The sequence below is a fragment of the Sedimentibacter sp. B4 genome (genome assembly GCF_000309315.1).
Lineage (GTDB): Bacteria > Bacillota > Clostridia > Tissierellales > Sedimentibacteraceae > Sedimentibacter > Sedimentibacter saalensis.
The window spans coordinates 37,443-59,203 of record NZ_CANG01000033.1; the positions used below are offsets into that span (position 1 = coordinate 37,443).

Here is a 21,761-nt window from a genome sequence, read left to right on the forward strand (position 1 = left end):
CTGTTTGTAATTTATTTCTTTATATGGTAAAATAATGGAAAAGTTAAATAACACTAATTTAATGTGCTTAAAGTGTCGTGGAATATAACTGGGTAATTAATATATTCAGAATTTAAAAGATAAATTAGAACATTATTTGAAGCATTAGGGGGACATAGTATGGGTAATGCAGTAGCTGCTAGATCATTTGGAGACGATTATCAGGGAATGGTATTCTGGAAGTATATTAATCTTATGCTTAATAATAATAGCGATATTAGTTGGATTGGTTATGAATATAGTGATTTAAAATCTTTTGATGATATTGTTGTTGTTTATAAAAATGAACAAAGGTTCCATGAAGATTTTATAAGTACAGATTATATACAAGTGAAATTTCATATGCGTCAATCCGATTTTTTCACTTTAGATAATTTGTTAGATCCTAATTTTATAAATGCAACAACCAATTCACTTATGCATAATATTGTAGCTGCATATAAAAAATTAGGTGATAATTTTAAAGGAAGTCGTTTCATCATATATTCACTTTGGGACATTGCTCAGGGTGATGAATTGTATAATTTGATAAGCAATATTGATAATAGCTTTGAAGTTGATAAAATTTTTGATGGAAAAACAACTAGGTCAAGAATGGGGAAAATTAGAAAGAAGTTCTGTGATATTTTATCTATAAAAGAAAATGAGTTATTTACGATTTTGAAACAAACCTGTATATATCATGGAAGAGAAAGCATAGCTGAACTAAGAGAAATTCTAAACTATGAATTTTCATACAATGGTTTAAAACGATTGCAGGAAAGTAAAGATACGAATCCATATATTGATATGATTCGTTCATGGAATCAGTCGGGTATTCATAAGTTCGATCGAGATTATATTTTACGTCAATGTAAAAAAGAAGGATTGTTAGAACATTGCAAAGATGAAACTGATATTGCTATTAGAAGTTTTAAAAGACATACTGAAGGTATTAAGGAAAGAACAACAGACATGCTTGATTTAGTAGAATGTTTTGAAGGACGTTTTTTAAAAAAAGAATATAGCTGGAATGATATATTTGCTCAGTTAGATTTGTTTGTTCAGAAAAAAATGAAACAGGATATAGAGTACCATATTGAGTTGGAAACTCATTTAACAATTGCATTTACTGCAGGTAGAATTTTAAATTCTAAATCAGGGATAAAAACAATACCTGTACAGAAAACTGTTAATGGTATTTGCGATTGGGGAATTGCTGCGAAAGATGAACAGAATTATGATCTTTTTAAGATTAGCGATGAATTGTTAAATAAAGATGGACAAGATACAGTTGTGGCTATTAGCATTACTAATGATATTCATGATGAAGTTGTTAACTACCTGCAGGACAAGCATTTTTTAATAAATACTGCGTATTATTTTACCTTATCTGATGTGGGGAATAATTCAATATCTAATGGATATCATGCATGGTTACTTTCTAATCAAATAAATGGTGTTATTAGAAAACGCTCTACTGACACTAAACGAGGAATTTTACATATTTTTGTAGCAGGTCCTACAGCACTGATGTTTAATCTTGGAAAGTTATCTATGTCATATGGTAAAATTCAGTTATACGAATATGATTTTCAAAATATAAGTACGGGTACTTATTATCAAACAATTACGTTCCCACAGGAAGGAGAAAATTAATGGCACAGAAGATGACAACATATTTTAAAGATTTTTTACGTGAGATTAGATTAACAGACAAGCAGGTTGAGGAATTAAAATCAGCACATTCTACATTGAGAAACAGATTACAGACGGACGAGGGTTTATCAGATATTATTGAAACAACATTTCTTCAGGGAAGCTATAGGAGATCTACAGCTGTAAGACCGAAAAATGGTACAAGATCGGATGTAGATATTATTATTGTTACAAAGATAGACCGAAATGAAGTGACACCAGAGGAAGCGTTGGACAAATTTGAACCGTTCTTAAAAAAGTTTTATGATGGCAAATACCGCAAGCAGGGTAGGTCTTGGGGAATTGAAATGACACATGTTGATTTGGATGTTGTACCCACATCAGCTCCATCAATTGCAGAAGCCGAATTGCTGAAAAACATGGCTGTTCTTTCTGATGACGATATTATTGAAATGACTGAAAAAGCAGAAAATATCTTAAAAAGCTATCATAGCAGTAATTTGTGGTATACAAATTATCAAGAAATATTTCATGCTGGTAAAGAAGCCGATTGGAAGTCTGAGCCATTATATATACCAGATAGAGAAGCTGATTCATGGGAAAAAACACATCCACTAGAGCAGATTAGCTGGACTCAGCAGAAAAATGCGAGATGCAATGGACATTATGTAAACATTGTAAAATGTTTGAAGTGGTGGAGAAAAGAAAAATATCCTGATATTAAAAACCCTAAGAGTTATCCGTTAGAACATTTTATAGGGGATTGTTGTCCTGATGGGATTGAATCTATTGCTGAAGGAATTACATTAACCTTGGAAACCATAGCAAGTGATTACCAACAGAAACCTTTCTTAGCTGATAGAGGGGTACCAGAACATGATGTCTTTGCAAGGTTAACAGATGAAGATTACGAGGCGTTTTATGAAGCAGTTTGCGATGCCGCTATAATAGCAAGGAAGGCGTATGATGCAGAAACTATTGAAGAAAGTGCGACTTATTGGCAGTTGCTATTAGGAAATAAGTTTCCTTCACCTCCTTCAAAAAGTAGTAATGTTTTTACAAAAAGAGAAGGTGCAAGTAGTGAGATATCCGGAGGAAGATTTGCTTGAAAGAAATAAGTACTACATTAATACAAAGTAGAAGGTGTATTGATGAATTTAATCAAATTGAATTGCTACATGATTTATCGTGGGATGATTATGAAAAAATATGGTTTATACATATTCAAGTTAAGCTTCTTTCAGAAAGCATGGGTATTCCGTATGAAACGGAGTGGTATGTAACCTTACCAGATGAATATCCTGAAGGAAAGGTTCGTGTGTATCCTGCAATTGAAAATGGAATTAGCGATACTTTCTATCATCAAGCAAATAATGGTGAAATATCTGCAAATGGGTTGTGGAGAAAGGGTGATTTATGTCTTAAAGATCCTCTGGATGATGTTGCTGGAATTTATGAGGAACCAAATGATGAGTTTAAGTTACTTTGGAACATAAATAGACTTTTATTATGGATAGATAAAGCCAATAAAGGTGAATTATTATCAGATGGAGACTTCTTTGAATTACCAGATGTTAGAAAAAATCGAACAGACTTATTTATATTTGATGAAGATGAAGTTTCTTTTATGCAATGGGAAGATTCTTCTGAAAATAGTGGAATCTTTAGTATGAAATTTATCGAAGATAATAAAATATTTATTGATACATTCAGAGGATTGAAAGGGTGCATTTGTAAGCAAACAGCATGGGGAAGCTATGTTTCTGAAAAAAAAGCAACTGATTATATAGGCATATGGATGAAGTTAGATAAAATCCCTGTCATAAATCAGTGGCAAGCTCCAAATACTTATGGAGAGTTAAAAAAAGCATTGGAATTGCAAGGTATAAATTTAAAAGAGCTGTTATTGCCACTACTTGATAGAATTAGAGATGGTAAGAAACATCCATTGCTAATTGGCTTCCCTATACCAGAAAGAATTGGAGATGAGCAGTTTTGCTATCATTGGTGGTCTTGTGTATTACCTGTATTATCTTATAATAGTAATGTAGAAAATGGATTTAGACCAAATAAAAAAGGATGGATTCATAGAGATTTTTTGCGGATTTTCAAGGATTCTATGATACTTGACTGGTCGAGAACAGAAAATTGGAATCAAAATCAAATAATGTGTAGAGGTATGTTTGAAAGACAGATTACAAAAAATAGATTCATTATTATTGGTGCAGGTGCTATAGGTAGTGTAATTGCTGAACAATTGGTGAGGTCAGGCGTATGGAGCATATCTATTATGGACGGCGACTTGTTGTCCGTTGGAAATCTCACTCGCCACACTTTAACAGTAAATGACATAGATAAATTTAAAACAGTGTCTTTAACTGAACGATTGAATAATATTAACTGTCATGTCCGAGCAAAGTCATTAGCATATAATCTAAATATGTCAAATATTGAAGTATTGAATGACTATGATGTAATAATTGATTGTACAGCTAAAGATAACGTTTGGAATTTACTATCACGTCTTAAAAGTACTAAAATTATATGCTCTGTTTCTGTTGGATATAAGGCAGAAAAGATGTATTTTCTATATTATAAAGGAAATCAATTCAATATTAATTTATTTGATAAGCAGATTATTGAACATACAGATCATGATAAGCAAGAAATTATTAATGACGAGTTGCCATGGGATGGAATTGGATGTTGGAATCCTGTGTTTCCAGCCTATTATTATGATATGCAATTGGCAGGAACAGTTGCAACAATTGCATTGACAGATTTAATCAAAAAGAACGATATTGAAATGGTGTGTTTTGTATATCAAAAAAAATATGATGAAAACGGAATGTTTATGGGCTATGAAAGAATTTAGAAATGATGAAATTAATGTTAGTGTTTTTTTAGAGGAGAAGGCATACAGTAGCTTAAAAGAAATTACCGATAAAAGTGTGAACCTTGAGACTGGTGGAATTCTTATTGGGTATTATGATGTATCAAGTCTGAATGCAATTATAACGGAAATTACGATTGCACCTGAAGATTCAAAGTCAGGACGAAATTGGTTTCATAGAGGCGTTTTGGGATTAAAACAACTGCTTATATATAGGTGGCAGGCGAGAGAAGACTACTACTTAGGTGAATGGCATCTTCATCCTAAATCATCTCCTCAACCAAGCTTAATTGATGTTTCTCAAATGAAGCAAATCTCTAATGACAAACGTTATAATTGTAAGGAGCCATTATTGCTAATTGTCGGTGAAATTAATAGAGAGTTAGATATAAATCTTATGCTTATTATGAATGACAAAATATATAAGTTTATGGAAAAAATTTTATAACTATGAGATGATTTAGATTGCTAAATTTATGGTAGAATATTGTAAATTAGCTATATAATGATAAGCGAAGATTTATTAACATCTAATTGTTGCCACAACAAGTAAATGAATGTCGCACTTGAAATGCATGATAATGGTAAAGCGGTTATAGTTCCAATTTTTGAGAAAATGTGATTGGAAATCTGCCTCTTTTTCTAATTTGTTTGCATTTCATAATGATGGGTTAGCAATTTCATCTTGGAAAGATAAAGACAAAGATATAATAAAAATATGGAGAAATATAGAATGAATGAAATATCATTTAGTGATAGAATATTTTGCTTTAATCCGTATGATGAGAATAAAAGAAACAGAGTAGTTTACCATTATACATCTCCAGATGGGTTATTAGCAATATTAAAAACGTCAAGCATTAGATTTACGGATTGTGAGTACCTCAATGATAAATCTGAGTATAATCATATACGTATACCATTAGACAAAGCATTTGAAGAAGTCCGGGACAAGCTCTATAATTCAGATCTTCCTGAAATGATTGAAGGTTATATTAATGCAGAATATGATTATTCAGAACTTGTAACAGAAAAAGCAGAATCTGGTTTAAAAGGAATTAGGTTTTTAAATATGCGTCACTTTGTTTTTTGTGCTTCAAATGATAGTGATTCACTAAATATGTGGAATTATTATGTTAAGAATGGAACATATCAGGGATATAATATTGGATTATCAGTTAATGATATAGTCAAATTATTATATAATAAAATAGGTAAATACGGTAAACTTTTTTATGGTCAAGTAATTTATAGTGATAAAGAGAAAATTGAAATTCTTAAAAACATTATAGTCAAAGTTGATAAAGACTTAAACAATGCTTTGCAACTTAATGATGATAATGAGGAAAATGATCTTATAGTACAAGAGCATTATGGTGATTTGATCTCATATATAGAAAACTATAGATTGTTTTTCAAGGATGTTGCTTTTTCTGGGGAGCGAGAATATCGTTTTGTTTTGCGGCTTTCTGATGATCAGTTGATGAATTCAAATGACAATTTGAACATCAGTTATTGTATAAAACAAGGCATAGTTACTCCATACTATGATATGCCATTTGATAAAACAGGCATAATAAAAGGAATAACTATTTCACCTATGATAGAACCTCAACTTGCAAAATCGGGATTGCATAGGTTTCTGAAAGATTATGAATACAATTCAAAAATCTATATCGATTTTTCAAAAATCCCAATTCGTTATTAAAGAATTATAATAAAGTAGTTATCTTGTTTACTTTGAAGCTTTACTTATTAATTTAAAGTAGGATTTATTTTATAGGATTATTTGGCGTTAATTTGAATCTATTTGAAAAACTGCTTTTTAAAATGCACTTGAGTTAGTGTGGGTTAGTATTTCAAGAATTTGAAGCCCAAGACTACTTAATGCAAGGTATTAGGGAGTTAAAATTGGAGGGTATTTATATGGGGAAGTACGATGCATTAAAAGGTGAATTAATTACTCTTGTTGATGAGGGGAGAAAATTAGAAACAGGTCTATCAATATGTTCAAGATCGTTTAACATTCAGGATGCAACTAAAGAAGATAAATCAATAGTTGAATATTTTTTTGATAATTATGAAAAGTGGTATACCAAAGCACTATTTATTATCAAAGTTTTTATACCAGATAGATATAATGATTTTTCCCTTCTTTATAAAAATGATAAAAGAAAAGAGATCTCTTGGAAGACTTATACAATATCTGATGCAGTTCAATTAATAACAAGCAAAGACAAATCTTTGCATCCATATAAAGCACTTACAAGATTATCTCAGCAAGTGTCAATGCTTGAGGTTTGTTTAGATAAATTTGAGAGTAAGATCTTTGACATCCAAACAATATTACAAGCGGATGTTTTCGATAGTGAGATTGAATCTGCACGTCATCTTTCAAAGATGGGATATTTAAGAGCTGCGGGTGCAATTTGTGGCGTTATTATTGAAAAACATTTAGCTGATGTATGCCGAAATCATAATATTGGTTTGAAGAAAAAGAACCCTTCTATTTCTGATTATAACGTTTCTCTAAAAGATATCGCTTATGATACAGTTGAGTGGAGAAGAATACAACGCCTTGGAGATCTGAGAAATTTGTGTGATCATAGTAAAGATAGGGAACCACTTAAAGAAGAAATTGATGAATTGATTAGTGGTACAGATAGAGTGATAAAGACGGTGTTCTAATAGCAAATTATATGTGAACTATGTATAAATTTACTATACAATATATATTTTTTAGCCTAGTTAACAACTCTATTGTACAAATAAATGAAAGAAATAAAAATCATAGCTTAATAGTTAACGACTTTATTGTACGACTACATAAATTATTAATAATTTCACAAGAAATCACTTAGAGTATTAAAGATATGCTCTAAGTGATTTTTTAATTATTTTATTATCTAGTCAGGTTATTATAATAACCCCTGTTTACCACTTTTTTGAACTGTATTTTTAACACTTTGCAGTTCTTCAGACCCTACAGATGTAGAACTATTTAAGCTAGGAACAGAATTGGTCATACCTAGGCTTGCTGATTCTGAAATTTTTGAAGTTAATTCAGCACCTAAAATCGTACTTTTGCTTGCAACAGAGTTCATATTTTTCATAGCAGTTTGAATTTCTGTCTGATCTATTGATTTTGAATTTTTAATATTAGGAATATTTCCATTTATATTTGTCATGTTATTACCTCCATTATTTTTTTAATATCTACAAATTAAAAATGATTATTCTAAAAGTATATTTTAGAAAAACAATTTAATTTAACCAATTATTTTTCTTATAAAAATCTCTGTTATAAACAAAATATTTCTTATAATACAAAATAATAATAACTTTCAAAATAATGTAAATAATATTTTTTATAAAAGCTTCAGTAGTTCATCCTCTATGAAAAATACTTCGCAATCCATTCAAACAAGATTAGATTTTGTTTAGCAAGAAGAAATCATAATAAACAATAATTTTATATTTCATCCCTCATAATTAATATTACAAGGGTTTTATTAAGGATAGGGGTGCAATGTAATTTAAAAATTTAATTGGAGGTCATAATGAAAGAAGAAATTATATCACAGCAGCAACTCATTTTTATAGGCACTGCTGTTCTTATGGGCAGTTTAGCAAGAATATTAACCATAATACAGGATTATAGGCAATACCCGAGTTATCCGAATGGTTATTTGTTAAATTTAGTTTCAGGCATAGTTGCAGCTGGTTTAGGGGCTGTTGTCGTTCCTGCTTTTCTAACTAAGAATTATTCAGCTATTACTTTTTTAACATTGGGGATACAGCATTTTAGGGACATTAGAAAATTGGAAAAGGAAAGTTTAAAAGATGTTGATACTACTGAATATGCTAAAAGAGGTAATGCTTACATAGATGGTATTTCAAAAACATATGAAGCAAGAAATTATTTTGCTCTGTTAGTATCTTTAGCCACTGGAATAACCATGCATGCCGTTAACAGTCCAATAATATGGGTAAATATTATAGTTGGTGTAATAGCCGGTACAATAACATTTTTAATTTTAAGAAGATTTTCAAAAGGACATAATGTCGGAGATCTTGCAGAAGTTAAAATAGGCAAAATTGAAGTTAGAAATTCTGAATTATATGTAGATAATATATTTGTTACAAATTTATTAGGAACTGATAATTCAAGAAAATTAGTTCAATCAGAAGGTATTGGTGCTGTAATAATTCCCAAAAAAGAGCACTTCCGCATCACTCTAGATAATTATGGTCAAAGACAGGCAATACTTTTTGAAGTTTGCAGAAGGCTTGGTGTTAAAAGATATAACTTCATCAGGAAACAATTTAGTACGGGTAAAATTGCTTTAGCAATAGTTCCAATAATTAGAGATGAAGGAGCCTTTGTTAATACAATAAAACAAACACCAATTTTAGAAAATGTTAAAAAGAATCCTGAACTAATGAAAAGCCCGCTTGAAGATAAATAATTAAAAGCTTAAGGAGAAATTATCATGTCAAAAGAAAAAGCTGAAATAATTGCATACATTACTTTAAATAAAGAAAGAGTTCTTGGAGGCAATCCATTAACAATAATAGCAAATGACGTTGATGAACAAAAAATATTGTGCAGGGATATCGCAAAAGCCATGAAAGCCAATGTTTCACAACTAAATTGCGGTGATTATATCTTAATAAAATAGGAGGAAATGAATTGACGGTTTTAGGCAATAGCATTATAAAAAAAGAAGCATGGGATAAAGTAACAGGGGCAGCAAAATATAATGCAGATGAAATTGTGAAAAATATTTTTCATGCAAAGATGTTATGCAGCACATATGCCCATGCTAAAATTAAGTCCATTGATGTTTCCGAAGCATTAAAAGAACCTGGAGTTAAATCTGTTTTAACAGGCCATGATTGTGAAATTTTATTTGGAGAACTTATTGATGACATGCCCCCAATTGCAAAGGAAAAAGTTAGATACTACGGAGAGACGGTTGCTTTAGTAGTTGCTGATTGCGAGCAAATTGCGATGCGAGGAGTAAATTTAATAAAAGTAGAATACGAACCACTTACTGTTATAAATACTGTTTCTGAAGCAATAAAAGAAAATGCTGCATTGATTCATGAGAATTTAATTGATTATAAATTTGAATCTAAATATATATATCCGCAAAAAAATACTAATATTTCTCACATAGTAAAGATCAGAAAAGGTGATATGAATACGGGCTGGCAGGAGAGCAACATCATTGTGGAAGGAAGCTTTACTGAGCCGCAGGCAGACCATGCTGCCTTGGAAACAAGAAATGCAATGGCTGAAATTTTAACGGATGGAACAGTTCTAATAAACACTTCGACACAAACTCCTTTTACAGTAAAACAATATATCAGCAAATATTTCAAATTAGAAGAAGGCAAAGTTATTGTACATACACCCCTTGTAGGAGGTGCTTTTGGCGGCAAAGCAAATGTTCAATTAGAAATATTAGCATATCTTGCTTCAAATTCTGTTAATGGAAGACCAGTTAAAATTGCAAACAGCCGTGAAGAGGATATTTCTACTTCACCATGTAAAATGGGAGTTGAAGTTAAAATTAAGCTTGGAGCTGACAGCAATGGAAAAATAAAGGCAGCAGAAATGACTTATTTAGTTGATAGTGGAGCTTATTCAAACATATCTCCACGTTTAGCAAAAGCTATTGCAGTGGATTGCTCGGGGCCATACAGTATAGAAAATTTATCATGTGATGCAATGAGTATATATACAAATCATACTTATTCCACATCATTTAGAGGATTTAGTCATGCGAGCAACGCTTTTTGTTTAGAAAGAATGTTGGATAAATTAGCATTAAAATTAAATATGGACCCTATTCAATTAAGAGTTACCAATGCAATAACTGTAGGCACAACTTCACCGACACAGGTGAAAATCACCAAAAGCAATACGGGTGATCTTGTTTTATGTTTAGAGAAACTTAAACAGATCATGAATTGGCAGGAAGGAAATAAAATTGAACTAGACAATGGAAAGGTTAGAACTAAAGGCATCAGTTGTTTTTGGAAAACATCTGTATCACCTACTGATGCATCCTCTGGTGTTTTGCTCACTTTTAATTCTGACGGAAGCATAAATTTAAACTGTGGAGTCGTTGAAATAGGTCCTGGTTCAAAAACAACATTGGCTCAAATTCTTGCGGAGAAATTGAAAATGCCTGTAAGCAAAGTCAATGTAGTTATGAATGTAAACACACAAACAAGCCCGACACATTGGAAGACTGTTGCGAGCATGAGCATTTATATGGCAGGAAGTGCAGTTTTAAGAGCTGCAGAAGACTTAATCATGCAGTTAAAAAAAGCCGCTGCTGTTGCTCTAAAATGTTCTCCGGAAGATTTAGATGTTGGCAACATGCGGGTATTTTTAAACGAAGATCCAACAACATACATGTCTTTTAAGGATTTAGTTTATGGATTCCAATATGACAATGGAAATACTGTGGGTGGTCATATTTTTGGAAGAGGAAGCTTCATTATGAGCAGGCTTTCACATCTTGATCCTGCCACAGGAACAGGTAAAGCAGGTCCGACCTGGACACTGGGAGCTCAAGGGGTTGAAATTGAATTTGATAAAACCGATTATACGTATAGATTTGTTAAAGCTGCAACTGTAGTTGATGTAGGAAAACTCTTAAATCCAAGATCAGCAATGGGGCTCTTAATGGGCGGTATGAGCATGGGGCTTGGAATAGGAAGCAGGGAAGAATTTTTATATGATGAAAATGCCATTATGCAAACTACAAGCTTTAGAACATATAAGATGATGAGATACGGAGAAAATCCTGAATATGTTGTTGATTTTATAGAAACACCTGATTTATCAGCACCTTATGGTGCAAGGGGAATAGCAGAACACGGCATCATTGGAATTCCTGGTGCACTTGGTAATGCCATATCCTTGGCAGCCAATATTGATGTGGATAAACTTCCAATAACACCGGAATATATTTGGAGCAAAAAAAATGGAGGTAATAATGATACCTACTAAATTTGAATATTATAAGGTTGACACATTAGAAGAAGCCTTCCAAACATTTAATGAACTAAATTTGCAGGGTAAAAATCCCATGTACTACAGCGGTGGGACTGAAATTATAACAATGGCAAGATCAAATAATATTCACATGGGTGCTGTCATTGATATAAAAGGGATTTCCGAATGTTGTACAATGGAAATGAAGGACAATAAATTAAAAATCGGTAGTGCTGTAACCCTTAGCCAAATATCTGAATCAAAAATATTTCCCCTCCTTGGTCAAACTGCAGACCGTATAGCCGATCACACCGTTCAGTGCAAATTGACCATTGGAGGCAACCTGTGCGGTACAATAATATATAAAGAAACATCGCTTCCTTTAATGCTTTGTGACAGCAATGCAGTCATTTATGGGACAAACGGAAGACGAGAAGTTCAGTTTAATCAAAAATTTAATAAAAAACTCAATCTCTTACCCGGGGAAATATTAGTTAGCCTAAAAATAGATGAAGGATATTTTTCACTTCCATATGTTCATGTTAAAAAAACGAAAAGCGATAAAATTGCGTACCCTCTTATGACAGTGGCAGCACTTAAAAAGGATAATAAAATCAGAATTGCATTTAGTGGATTATACTCATATCCATTCAGAAATAAAGAAATAGAAAATTATATTAATGATGAGGGGAACCATAAAAATAAAATAAGTCAGATTATTGAGCAAGTATCATCTTCAATATTAAATGACACCGAAGGATCGTCAGAATACAGAAAATTTGTGCTCAAAAACACCATTGAAAATACTTTTAAAATGTTAAATGAGGTGTAATATGATTAAAATAATAGACACAAGCATCATAGAACTTGATGTGAACGGTGAAAAAAGAAAAGTTGCAGTGAACCCTACTGATACATTGCTTTATACTCTTCGAAATGAATTAAATCTTACAGGTGCGAAGCCTGGCTGTGAAAATGGAGATTGTGGAGCATGCACTGTTATTGTTGATGGATGGCCTATAAAGTCCTGTTTGACTCTGACTGTTGAAATGATCGGGCATAAAATAACAACAATTGAAGGTCTTAAAAATGCACCTATTCAAAAAGCATTTGTAGAAAAATGGGGATTTCAATGTGGATTTTGCACATCAGGATTTTTAATGGTATGTAATTCTTTAGCTACACAGCACATGTATGCAAATGATTATATTACAGAACAGTGGCTACAATCTAATTTATGCAGATGCACCAGCTACCAGGAAATCAAAGAAGCCATAAACTCAATTTTAACAGGAAAAATTAAAAACATAAAATAATTATGTCTAAAAAAATAGTGAACATAGAAAAACTCCTGAAATCAGGAGTTTTTCTATGTTCACTAAACCATGGAATGAATATTTGCCATTTTCCTGCATTCTTCAGCACACATACGGCAAATGTCTCCACATTTTTTACAATGATCATCTTTAAACATTGCACATTCTTCAGCACATTTATCACATATTTTAGCACAAATCTGGCAATGTTCACTTGAAAATTGTCCACTCATTGACATAGTAGCCACTGACATTTGACACATCATAGCACACTCTACCAACATACTAACGCAGTTTTTCCTCGCATTTAAATCAGGTTCATTTAAACAAGCATTAAAACACTCATAACAAGCCTGTGAGCACTTAGCACAAGCATCAATGCAAGATTGCATTTTATCAGTTTTATTTGTTACAATTCCCATATCATTTCTCCTTAGTTGTATTTTTTACCTTTATATTTTTAATAATATTTTCAAAAATATACTTTGAATTTAAATTTTTTTAATTTAGTTATTCGTTAAATAACACCAGTGCCTGGACTATAACACGTTTAAATGACTAATCGTTAACATACGAAAATAGTTCATTAGAAAAATTGGCTTGTAATACATGTTATAATTTTAAAAAAATGTAGAATAATTAAGGTATAAATTTAGTAATGAATCAATAATTAGGAGATGGTTAAATGAATAATTTAAATTGGATTTGGCAGACAATTCTTATATTTTATGGTGGAAGATTAATTTTAAGGATAGGAGGAAGAAAATCCATATCCCAGATGACAATTACCCAGGTCGTCGTAATGGTAGGAATTGGTTCATTATTAATTCAGCCTGTAGCTGGAAAAGATATTTTCCGTACTTTGGCTGTTGGATTAATAATAACAGTACTGATGATAATAACTGAATATTTAGAAATGAAGTTTGACCTTTTAGAAACCATATCTACCGGTAAAGCAAAAATTGTTATAGAAAATGGTAAATTAAATCTAAAGAACTTAAGAAAGCTTAGAATGTCAGTTGATAGGCTTGAAACGCGATTAAGACAATCCGGGATATCATCTATTGAAGATGTAAAATATGCCACAATCGAAGTTAGCGGTCAAATAGGATACGAATTAAACGAAAATAAAAAGGCAGTTACTAAAGAAGATTTCAATTTATTGCTAAACGAAATATTACAGCTGAAGAAGTTAATAGGAACGAATGCAAATTTGCAATTAAATGAAAATAAAGTAAATAATATTTTTAATGAAATAAAAACTAAAAAATTTGAAGGAAAAAATGAGCCCTAAAGATTAAACAAAAACAAAATTATTTTGATTTTTATTTAAGGTTCAGTTTCATTGTTATTTTCAAACAAAACTGAACCCGTGGTATTACGATACAAGTTGGTTATTATTTATTTTTACTTGATTTTGCCGAACGTACCTGTATTTGAATGAAGCCGTTTGAATCCATTGAACGAACATCAATAATTGTGCCGGTATTTGGATGTATTACACTTCCTTGCGGATTAGTATCATCATAGTGCAGTATACTGTCGTCAAATACATTTGCTGCCGGTAGACTTTCAACAGGTGATAATATACTATTTAAGTGCAAATCCGGAATTCCGTCTGTTGCAGTTGTAGTGAATGTGGAGTCATATGTCTGGATGCGGTTACGCCAAATTTTACCATCACTACGTTTCAGTGCATGGTAGTGAGCATCAATTGGCAGAACTAAACCATGTCCTGGGTGATCAGCTGTAGCATTATCGCTTTGAGAAGTATCCCAATAATTTATGAGTAAACCATCTTGATAAGCAAAGTGTTCAGCCCAGTTTGCCAGAAGTTCATTATCTAAAAAACCAAAGTTATATGGGCCTACTTTAAGCGTAGAGTCATAACCTTTGTAAGTACGGTATTCAGCTATATAATAATTGCTGAAAAGTCCGGATTCCGTTCCGGTAGTCACTTTAAAACCATCAAATGTCCAGCCTTCATCAGTTTCAGCACCATCTATTGGAAAGCCGTTGATATTGATATCGTCCACCATGAAGCCTACTCCGCCAGAAGCTCCATCAGTCCAGTAGCGGAATCCAATAGTTATCGGTCCTTCATAAGCTGAGAGATCAGCAATTAATTCAACCCATCCATCCGAAGTGCCTGTGATGCCATTACCATAGTTTTGGCCATTTGGGTCATCGTCAGTTGAAAGGTTTGTCTCTATATTTGTCCAAGTTGCACCACCATCGGTAGAAACAACAAGGTAAGCATAGTCCCAATCTTCTTCTATGTCGTAGTTTACCATTGCAGATATGGCTGTACCGGAAGTGACGTCAATTTGCTTAGTCATAAAGTTATCCAGGTCGTCACCGGAGCCGCTGTAGTAGAAATTGGAGCCAGCATATGGATCACTGATAACAGTGGTCACTGACTTCTCCGGCAAAACCACGAACAAAGCCTGTGGTTGCTTTGTATTGAACTCCATTGGACCTAATTTAAATGACAATGGTTTTTTACTGGCTTTAGTTACTTCATAATTTAACCATCCAAACTGTAACTTTTCCCAGGCTCCCATGTGGCTTGGCTTAGAACCGATATCCTTTGTGCCATCACTCATCCATGAGCCTGAAGACATAAGAGTCCAGAAACCTGTACCATTCTCACCACCGGAAGTGTCGTAAAGATCAGGTAAACCCAGGTCATGGCCATATTCGTGAGTGAATACGCCAACTCCGCCGTTTTCAGGCTGAATTGTATATTTGCCAACCCAGTAATCACTGTCACCAATCTGAATGCCGCCTAACATGTTGAAAGAAGGTCCTGCTATACCAACCAGGCCGCTTCGAGCATACCAGCTGTGGCTCCATATAGCATCATCACCTAAAGTTCCGCCGCCGGCTTCTTCACCTTCGCCTGCATGCACTGACTGGAATGTATCAATATAACCATCAGGCTCGTCAAAATCTCCGTCGCCGTCGTAATCGTAACGGTCTCTTACATCATACTGTTTTAGGTACTCATTTATCTTGTCAGTAGATATGCCTGCGTCCAGCTGTTCTTTATACCAGCCATTGACTGTATCTTCCAGGAAAAGCCATACATTTGAGTCAGGGTTGTCATCGTAATATGCAGCTTCATGTGGTACTTTAATCCAATCTGTAACATCACCATAGACTGCATAACGATTAGAAGATTGTTCAATATAATAGTTACGCATGGAGTTTGTACCTGGTTCTTCGCTGAAAAGCAGATCATGAAAATAATCTTTGCTGAAATCAGGTTCCCAGATTGTTGTATTATCTACTTCGCGATCAGGTTCTGGTAAAGAGTTGTGTTCAAAATCAGAAAATTCGCCTAATACCGTCCATATTGCTCCTTCACCTTCCCGCTCCAGCTCAACATACTGGCCTTTGGCAACTTCATGAGTTTTACCTATTGCTTTACCATTTAGTTTTGCTTCAAGTGCTTTCTTTTTTAAATCCTGTTGTTTGGTTGTTAATGGGTCAGGAAGATTGTCCTTTTTTTGAACAAATTTCTTCCCGTTATTGATATTTCCATCAGCTGCAGATACTGCATATGTAGTAGTTGTCATGCTTCCAATAATCATGGATGCAATTGTCAGTAGACATACTATTTTATACTTCATTTATATCCTCCTATTTTTCTAAATGTATTTTTTAAAAAGAGATTCTTTAATGTTTATTTACTATGCACCCCCTTCACATAACAAAATAAATGATCCTCATGTCACTAATAAAATAATTTTCTGACATTAAGGCAACTGCAATAAACAAATAGTCTTGCTTTTACCTCCTTCTTGTATTTTTTATAATACAAAACCAACATTATTGATTTCATACCCAGATTAATTTAATTAATATGAATAGAAGTATTAGAAAAATATAAATTCTGAATTATTATTTACAATTTCATAAAATATGCAAAATTTGGATTTGAAGAAAATCTATATTATGTACTATTCAACATTTGTTCATATATATATTTTAAACTACAATTTAAGCATTAAATGTCGAATACATTTGCAGCATAAAAATATTTATTAAAATAATATGGATTTACATGTGCAACATTTAATTACATAGCAAATAATTTTCGACTGGAATAAAATGTATTATTAATTTTGTAAATTATTTAAAGCTTTTTGCCGATATATGCTTGTACAAAATAATAAGGCAGCTTAGAAGGAAAGGTAAAAACATGAGATTTATTAAAAACAAAATTGTCAAAGATGAAATTAGTTCCAAAAAAAGCAAGAAAGCAAGAACTATTAGAGGAAAACTAGTAACTGCAATATTTATAGCATGCTTTGTGCTATTGACCATAAGTGGTGTTGTAATTTCGTCTAGTGTAAGATCCGAATATGAAAGTACAAAACAGGAATTATTATTAGAGAAAGCTATGAGGGTAAGTGGAGAAGCAAATGAATTTTTTGAACGCTATACAGTTTTAGCAGAAATGGTATCAAATAACACAACAGTACAAAATTATTTAATCAGTACTCAAAATGGAACAAGTGTAACAACAAACAAAGATTTTGCCAATATAATTGCAATATTAAAGGATGCTCAAAAAGGATATGATGGTGTTGTAAGCTCTGTTTATGTAGCTGAAGAAAGTCCATCAAGTTATGTAACATCATCAAAGACTGTTGTTAAAGAAGATGTTGATTTAACACAAAAAGCATATTATAGGACGCTTCAGGATGGATTAAAACATGTATCAGAGATATATCAAGATTCTAACACAGGTTCCATGGCGGTTACATTATCAGTTCCCGTAAATGTAAATGGACAAGTGATTGGAGAAGTATGTGTTGATATATTAATAGATAAACTTGAACAAATGACAGGTGACAATAAATTTGGCGAAAGCGGATATTTTACACTTTTAACAGGTGACAATAGTATTGCTTACAGCAAGGATGCTGATAAATTATTGAAAAATGTAACAGAAGTTGGATTTGATGAGAAATTAGTATCTGCTATCAGAGAAAGCAATACTGAATTAATAGAATATGAAGAAAATGGAGAAAAACATGTTGGCAGCCTGGGTATTATAGGGGATACAGGCTGGAAGCTGGTATCATCTATGAGTGAAAAAGAATTTTCACAAGCTACAGAAGACTTATCAAATAAAGTAGTCTTCATCTTTTTAATTGTTGGAATGTTATTACTAACTTTAATATTTATATTGATAACAAAAATGACAAAACCAATAGTACAGATACAAAGGGTAACTGACAAGCTGGCTAGTGGAGACCTTGATGTTGAAATCAATGTATCTTCAAATGATGAGGTTGGTAAATTAGCAGAATCAATAAGCAGCTTAACAGACAGGTTAAAGAAGTATATTGACTATATAGATGAAAGTTCAGATGTATTGAATCAATTTGCAAATGGAGATATACGTTTAAACTTAAAGTATGAATATACCGGGGAGTTTGAAAAACTCAAAAATGCATTGATTAATGTCAGTGAAATGCAGAAACAAGTAATTGGAGAAATAAAAGAATCATCAGAAGCTATTAACAGCGGAGCAGAACAAATAGCAAGCGGAGCATCAGCAACTTCACAAGGAGCAACAGAACAAGCAAGCTCAATAGAAGAATTATCAGCCTCGATAATTGTGCTTGCTGATGGAGTTAAAAATACAGCAGATGAAGCTAAAGATGCTGGGAACAAATCACTAGAAGCTTCTGAAAAAGTTGAAAACGGGAATGCTAAAATGCAGGAGCTGTTAATAGCTATCAACGAAATAAGCAAGACATCCGGACAAATAGGAAAAATAATCAAGGTAATAGATGACATTGCCTTTCAGACTAATATTTTAGCATTAAATGCAGCAGTGGAAGCCGCACGTGCAGGTGCTGCAGGAAAGGGATTTGCAGTAGTAGCTGATGAGGTAAGAAACTTAGCAGGAAAGTCAGCAGAAGCTGCAAAGGAAACTACAGATTTAATAGAAAATTCACTTTCGGCTATTAGCAATGGAACAACATTAGCTAAAGAAACAGGGAAATATTTAGAAGAAGTAGTAGTTGCAACAGAAGAAGCAAGCAGGTTAATAGGAAACATAGTTGATATGGCCAATGATGGAGCTGTAGCTATAGAACAAATCAAAATTGGCGTAGAACAGGTATCATCTGTGGTCCAAGAAAATGCTGCTTCAGCTGAGGAGTCAGCAGCTAATAGTGTAGAACTTGCATCACAGGCAGAAAAACTAAATGAATTGATTAAAAAGTTTATATTAAGTTAAGTAAAAAATATTATAAAGAACATGACAATTCAAGTCATGTTTTTTTATAATATTTTTTATTTTTCTCTAGACAAAACAATTAATGTAATGTTACAATAATTGTAACGACGTTTCGGAGGTGTTATCATGGTAAATGATAAAATAGTAATTGCATCAGATAAGGATCTTAAAGTTGTAATGTCACCAATCAGGCAAAAAATAATGAAATTTATGCGTGTTGAAGGCAGACCTGTAACATCAAAATATATTGCAGATAATTTAAACATAACGCCTTCATCTGCCCGTCATCATATAAAGCTATTAGAGCAATTAGGGATTATAGAAACTGACCATTGTGAAGTCATAAATGGTATAACAGCAAAGTACTTAACAATAACTGACAAAACTGTCAGCCTGGGGCAAAATATAAATGATGAACTTTCAGAAGAACGTGATATATTAGCAAGAAATATGATATATGAAACATATAATGGTTTTTTAAATCTTATAAAAAATAATAGAACTCTACTTGTAGATGAATTTAATAAAGGCAATAAATTGGCAGATGTTTTATCAGGTGTTGTTCACTTAACTGAAAATGAAGCAAATGAATTGTATGACATGGTAAATAATTTTATTAACAGTCATTCTAAATCAACTGAAGCTTCTCACCCATTTGAATATACTTTAATAGCGTACAGGGCAGATTTAATAGAAAATCAGGTGAAGGAGTAAAAAATGAGGGTGAAATTATATTCCTTAATAGTATTCCTAAGATCATTATCAACGGGTCTTCTAGTACCTGTTTTAAGCCTGTTGTTAATTGATAAAGGTGCTTCATTAAGCAACATATCTATAATCATGGGAATATATTCTTTAACTGTAGTAGTACTTGAACTGCCCACGGGAATATTAGCCGATGTAATAGGCAGGAAAAAAATATTTTGTCTGTCTTTGATTGTTGCACTTTTAGGATATTCAGTTATTATTATTGGCCATGGTATGATTTTTTTGTGCATTGGTATAATATTTTATGGAACCAGCAGAGCACTTTCTTCCGGTTCATTTGATGCTTTGTTTATAGATTCTTATATTGAAACATTTGGGAAGGATAAGTTACATAAAATTACCGTTCGCCTGTCTGTTTTAGATTCACTGGGTTTATCTTTAGGGGCATTGACGGGAGGAGTATTACCAAAGTTCTCGCAAAACTTAATTGTAGATATTGGAACTTTTGATTTAAACTTGATTGCAGAAATATTATTAATTATTATAGTACTGTTATTATCTGTTGTTTTTATTTCTGAAAATTCTAAATCTGAAATAAAAAAGAATATATCATTAAAAAATCATATTAAAGACAGTTCATTGATAGTAATAAAAAATAGAACTATAAAGTGTATTTTTATTTCTGCATTTGCAACAGGATTTTTCTTATTAACCATAGAAACATATTGGCAGCCACATTTTACTTCGCTTTTGCCTGATAACAGCATGTATTGGCTCCTTGGAATTATATCATTTTTATATTTTGCATCAAGTATATTTGGAAGCATTATATCAGAAAAAATTATTGAAAAGTATAATTTAGACTTAAAAAAAATGTATTTAATACTACGAACTATGCTTGTATCATCATTGATTATTACTTCTCTTCAATTAAATGCATATTCGTTTATTGTGTTTTATACTTTAATATATTTGTTATTAGGAATGTCAAATGTTCCGGAAAATGTTATATTAAATTCTGAAATTCCAAGCAAAATAAGAGCTTCTGTATTATCAGTAAACTCTTTAGTGTTGCAGCTGGGCGGATTAACAGGTTCCCTAATAAACAGCTTCATAATAAATTATATATCAATACCAGCATTGTGGATGATTGCAGCTGGCGTAATACTTATTACCATATTGATTATATCAAAACATTTTATATTTAACAAAAATAATGAAATACAACATGTTCAATAAAAAATTGATACCGTAAAAATCGGTATCAATTTTTTTATTACTTAAATTTTGTTTGTTAAGATTAATCATTTAGAGGTCGTACATTACATATATTGTCACAACAAATTACTATTATTCCGCCGCCTATATATTCCATTATAAGAAGATTATCTCTTACATCCAGAATTTCTCCTACTGCATTGTAGTAGGATGGGCATTTGGTTTTTATTATTACAGTTCTTCCCTCATAATCATTCAGGAGGGTATCACAAATACTACAATAATTTCCGCGTTCAGTCATTTGCCTTCTCCCCCTTTTGCAGATTGACAAAGGATCCTGAAAGTGTAACTCTTTCCTTTTCTTCAACCTTGTTTCTGAGTTCTGCCATGCTCATAGGTCCGTTAGTATCAAGTGTTGGGAAGAAAACTTCAAAGATATCTTCACAATTAGCTGTAAAAATTACATCGCCGCCACTTGGAGCATCATATAATCTAATGCTGTCACCATAAAATGATCGTTTCCTCAGATAACCAAAACCATAAGCGTGGTTATACTGAGGTGTGTCAAGAGAACAGTTGCATATAAATCCTATACCTACAAATTGTCCTATATAATTTTGTAAAAAGCAACAAAATGGACATCTCATATTAAATTATCACCCTATTTCTAAT

At 32.3% G+C, this 21,761-nt stretch carries 20 protein-coding genes; 15 read left to right on the forward strand and 5 right to left on the reverse strand.

Annotation, left to right across the window (positions count from 1 at the left end; genetic code table 11):
• The first annotated feature begins 159 nt into the window (after positions 1–159).
• The 6 genes from BN358_RS05680 (at position 160) to BN358_RS05705 (ending at position 7,258) form a co-directional block, all read left to right on the forward strand.
• The gene (locus BN358_RS05680) at positions 160–1,677 is read left to right on the forward strand and encodes an SAVED domain-containing protein (RefSeq protein WP_019228243.1); all 1,518 of its coding nucleotides are present in this window, start codon (positions 160–162) and stop codon (positions 1,675–1,677) included.
• A complete protein-coding gene (locus tag BN358_RS05685; RefSeq protein ID WP_019228244.1) occupies positions 1,677–2,786 on the forward strand; it encodes a nucleotidyltransferase in 1,110 nt (369 codons plus the stop codon). Before BN358_RS05680 ends, BN358_RS05685 begins: the two co-directional genes overlap by 1 nt.
• A complete protein-coding gene (locus tag BN358_RS05690) occupies positions 2,783–4,552 on the forward strand; it encodes a ThiF family adenylyltransferase (protein ID WP_019228245.1) in 1,770 nt (589 codons plus the stop codon). The genes BN358_RS05685 and BN358_RS05690 overlap by 4 nt, the downstream gene beginning before the upstream one ends.
• Positions 4,539–5,018 carry a Mov34/MPN/PAD-1 family protein gene (locus tag BN358_RS05695; protein ID WP_040582093.1) on the forward strand — a complete coding sequence of 160 codons (480 nt, stop codon included), beginning with the start codon at positions 4,539–4,541 and terminating at the stop codon, positions 5,016–5,018. Before BN358_RS05690 ends, BN358_RS05695 begins: the two co-directional genes overlap by 14 nt.
• Positions 5,019–5,303: 285 nt before the next feature.
• Complete coding sequence (locus BN358_RS05700) at positions 5,304–6,278, forward strand: DUF2971 domain-containing protein (RefSeq protein WP_019228247.1); 975 nt, start codon at positions 5,304–5,306, stop codon at positions 6,276–6,278.
• Between the two features lie 218 nt (positions 6,279–6,496).
• On the forward strand, positions 6,497–7,258 hold the full coding sequence (locus BN358_RS05705) for a hypothetical protein (RefSeq protein WP_019228248.1): 762 nt from the start codon (positions 6,497–6,499) through the stop codon (positions 7,256–7,258).
• 230 nt (positions 7,259–7,488) lie between these two features.
• Here BN358_RS05705 and BN358_RS05710 read toward each other — a convergent pair whose 3' ends face one another.
• Positions 7,489–7,758, reverse strand: coding sequence for a hypothetical protein (locus BN358_RS05710; protein ID WP_019228249.1), 270 nt, complete (start codon positions 7,756–7,758; stop codon positions 7,489–7,491).
• 372 nt (positions 7,759–8,130) lie between these two features.
• Between BN358_RS05710 and BN358_RS05715 the strand changes: the two genes are divergently transcribed.
• The 5 genes from BN358_RS05715 to BN358_RS05735 are packed head-to-tail and all read left to right on the forward strand — an operon-like array spanning position 8,131 to position 12,901.
• Positions 8,131–9,039 (forward strand): YIEGIA domain-containing protein, encoded by a 909-nt coding sequence (locus tag BN358_RS05715; protein WP_019228250.1) that lies wholly within the window; start codon positions 8,131–8,133, stop codon positions 9,037–9,039.
• A gap of 24 nt (positions 9,040–9,063) precedes the next feature.
• Positions 9,064–9,252 (forward strand): hypothetical protein, encoded by a 189-nt coding sequence (locus BN358_RS05720; RefSeq protein ID WP_019228251.1) that lies wholly within the window; start codon positions 9,064–9,066, stop codon positions 9,250–9,252.
• Between the two features lie 11 nt (positions 9,253–9,263).
• Positions 9,264–11,600, forward strand: a complete 2,337-nt coding sequence (locus BN358_RS05725; RefSeq protein ID WP_019228252.1) for a xanthine dehydrogenase family protein molybdopterin-binding subunit — start codon at positions 9,264–9,266, stop codon at positions 11,598–11,600.
• A complete protein-coding gene (locus BN358_RS05730) occupies positions 11,587–12,417 on the forward strand; it encodes an FAD binding domain-containing protein (protein ID WP_019228253.1) in 831 nt (276 codons plus the stop codon). Before BN358_RS05725 ends, BN358_RS05730 begins: the two co-directional genes overlap by 14 nt.
• A gap of 1 nt (position 12,418) precedes the next feature.
• Positions 12,419–12,901, forward strand: coding sequence for a (2Fe-2S)-binding protein (locus BN358_RS05735; protein ID WP_019228254.1), 483 nt, complete (start codon positions 12,419–12,421; stop codon positions 12,899–12,901).
• A gap of 62 nt (positions 12,902–12,963) precedes the next feature.
• Here BN358_RS05735 and BN358_RS05740 read toward each other — a convergent pair whose 3' ends face one another.
• Positions 12,964–13,323, reverse strand: coding sequence for a four-helix bundle copper-binding protein (locus BN358_RS05740; RefSeq protein WP_019228255.1), 360 nt, complete (start codon positions 13,321–13,323; stop codon positions 12,964–12,966).
• Positions 13,324–13,586: 263 nt separating this feature from the next.
• Here BN358_RS05740 and BN358_RS05745 point away from each other — a divergent pair, with 263 nt between their 5' ends.
• The gene (locus BN358_RS05745) at positions 13,587–14,195 is read left to right on the forward strand and encodes a DUF421 domain-containing protein (RefSeq protein ID WP_019228256.1); all 609 of its coding nucleotides are present in this window, start codon (positions 13,587–13,589) and stop codon (positions 14,193–14,195) included.
• A gap of 103 nt (positions 14,196–14,298) precedes the next feature.
• Here the strand turns inward: BN358_RS05745 and BN358_RS05750 are convergent, their stop codons facing one another.
• Positions 14,299–16,536, reverse strand: coding sequence for an immune inhibitor A domain-containing protein (locus BN358_RS05750; protein WP_019228257.1), 2,238 nt, complete (start codon positions 16,534–16,536; stop codon positions 14,299–14,301).
• 572 nt (positions 16,537–17,108) lie between these two features.
• On the opposite strand from BN358_RS05750, the gene BN358_RS05755 reads away from it, so the two are divergent.
• From BN358_RS05755 to BN358_RS05765, 3 genes are all read left to right on the forward strand, one after another.
• Positions 17,109–19,163 (forward strand): methyl-accepting chemotaxis protein, encoded by a 2,055-nt coding sequence (locus tag BN358_RS05755; protein ID WP_019228258.1) that lies wholly within the window; start codon positions 17,109–17,111, stop codon positions 19,161–19,163.
• A 126-nt stretch (positions 19,164–19,289) separates the two neighbouring features.
• The gene (locus tag BN358_RS05760; RefSeq protein ID WP_019228259.1) at positions 19,290–19,877 is read left to right on the forward strand and encodes a winged helix-turn-helix domain-containing protein; all 588 of its coding nucleotides are present in this window, start codon (positions 19,290–19,292) and stop codon (positions 19,875–19,877) included.
• A gap of 3 nt (positions 19,878–19,880) precedes the next feature.
• Positions 19,881–21,110: an MFS transporter gene (locus BN358_RS05765; RefSeq protein ID WP_019228260.1), complete on the forward strand. Its 1,230-nt coding sequence runs from the start codon at positions 19,881–19,883 to the stop codon at positions 21,108–21,110.
• Between the two features lie 61 nt (positions 21,111–21,171).
• On the opposite strand, the gene BN358_RS05770 is transcribed toward BN358_RS05765, so the two are convergent.
• Positions 21,172–21,390: a hypothetical protein gene (locus BN358_RS05770; RefSeq protein WP_019228261.1), complete on the reverse strand. Its 219-nt coding sequence runs from the start codon at positions 21,388–21,390 to the stop codon at positions 21,172–21,174.
• Positions 21,383–21,736: a hypothetical protein gene (locus tag BN358_RS05775; RefSeq protein WP_019228262.1), complete on the reverse strand. Its 354-nt coding sequence runs from the start codon at positions 21,734–21,736 to the stop codon at positions 21,383–21,385. Before BN358_RS05775 ends, BN358_RS05770 begins: the two co-directional genes overlap by 8 nt.
• Between the last annotated feature and the right edge of the window lie 25 nt (positions 21,737–21,761).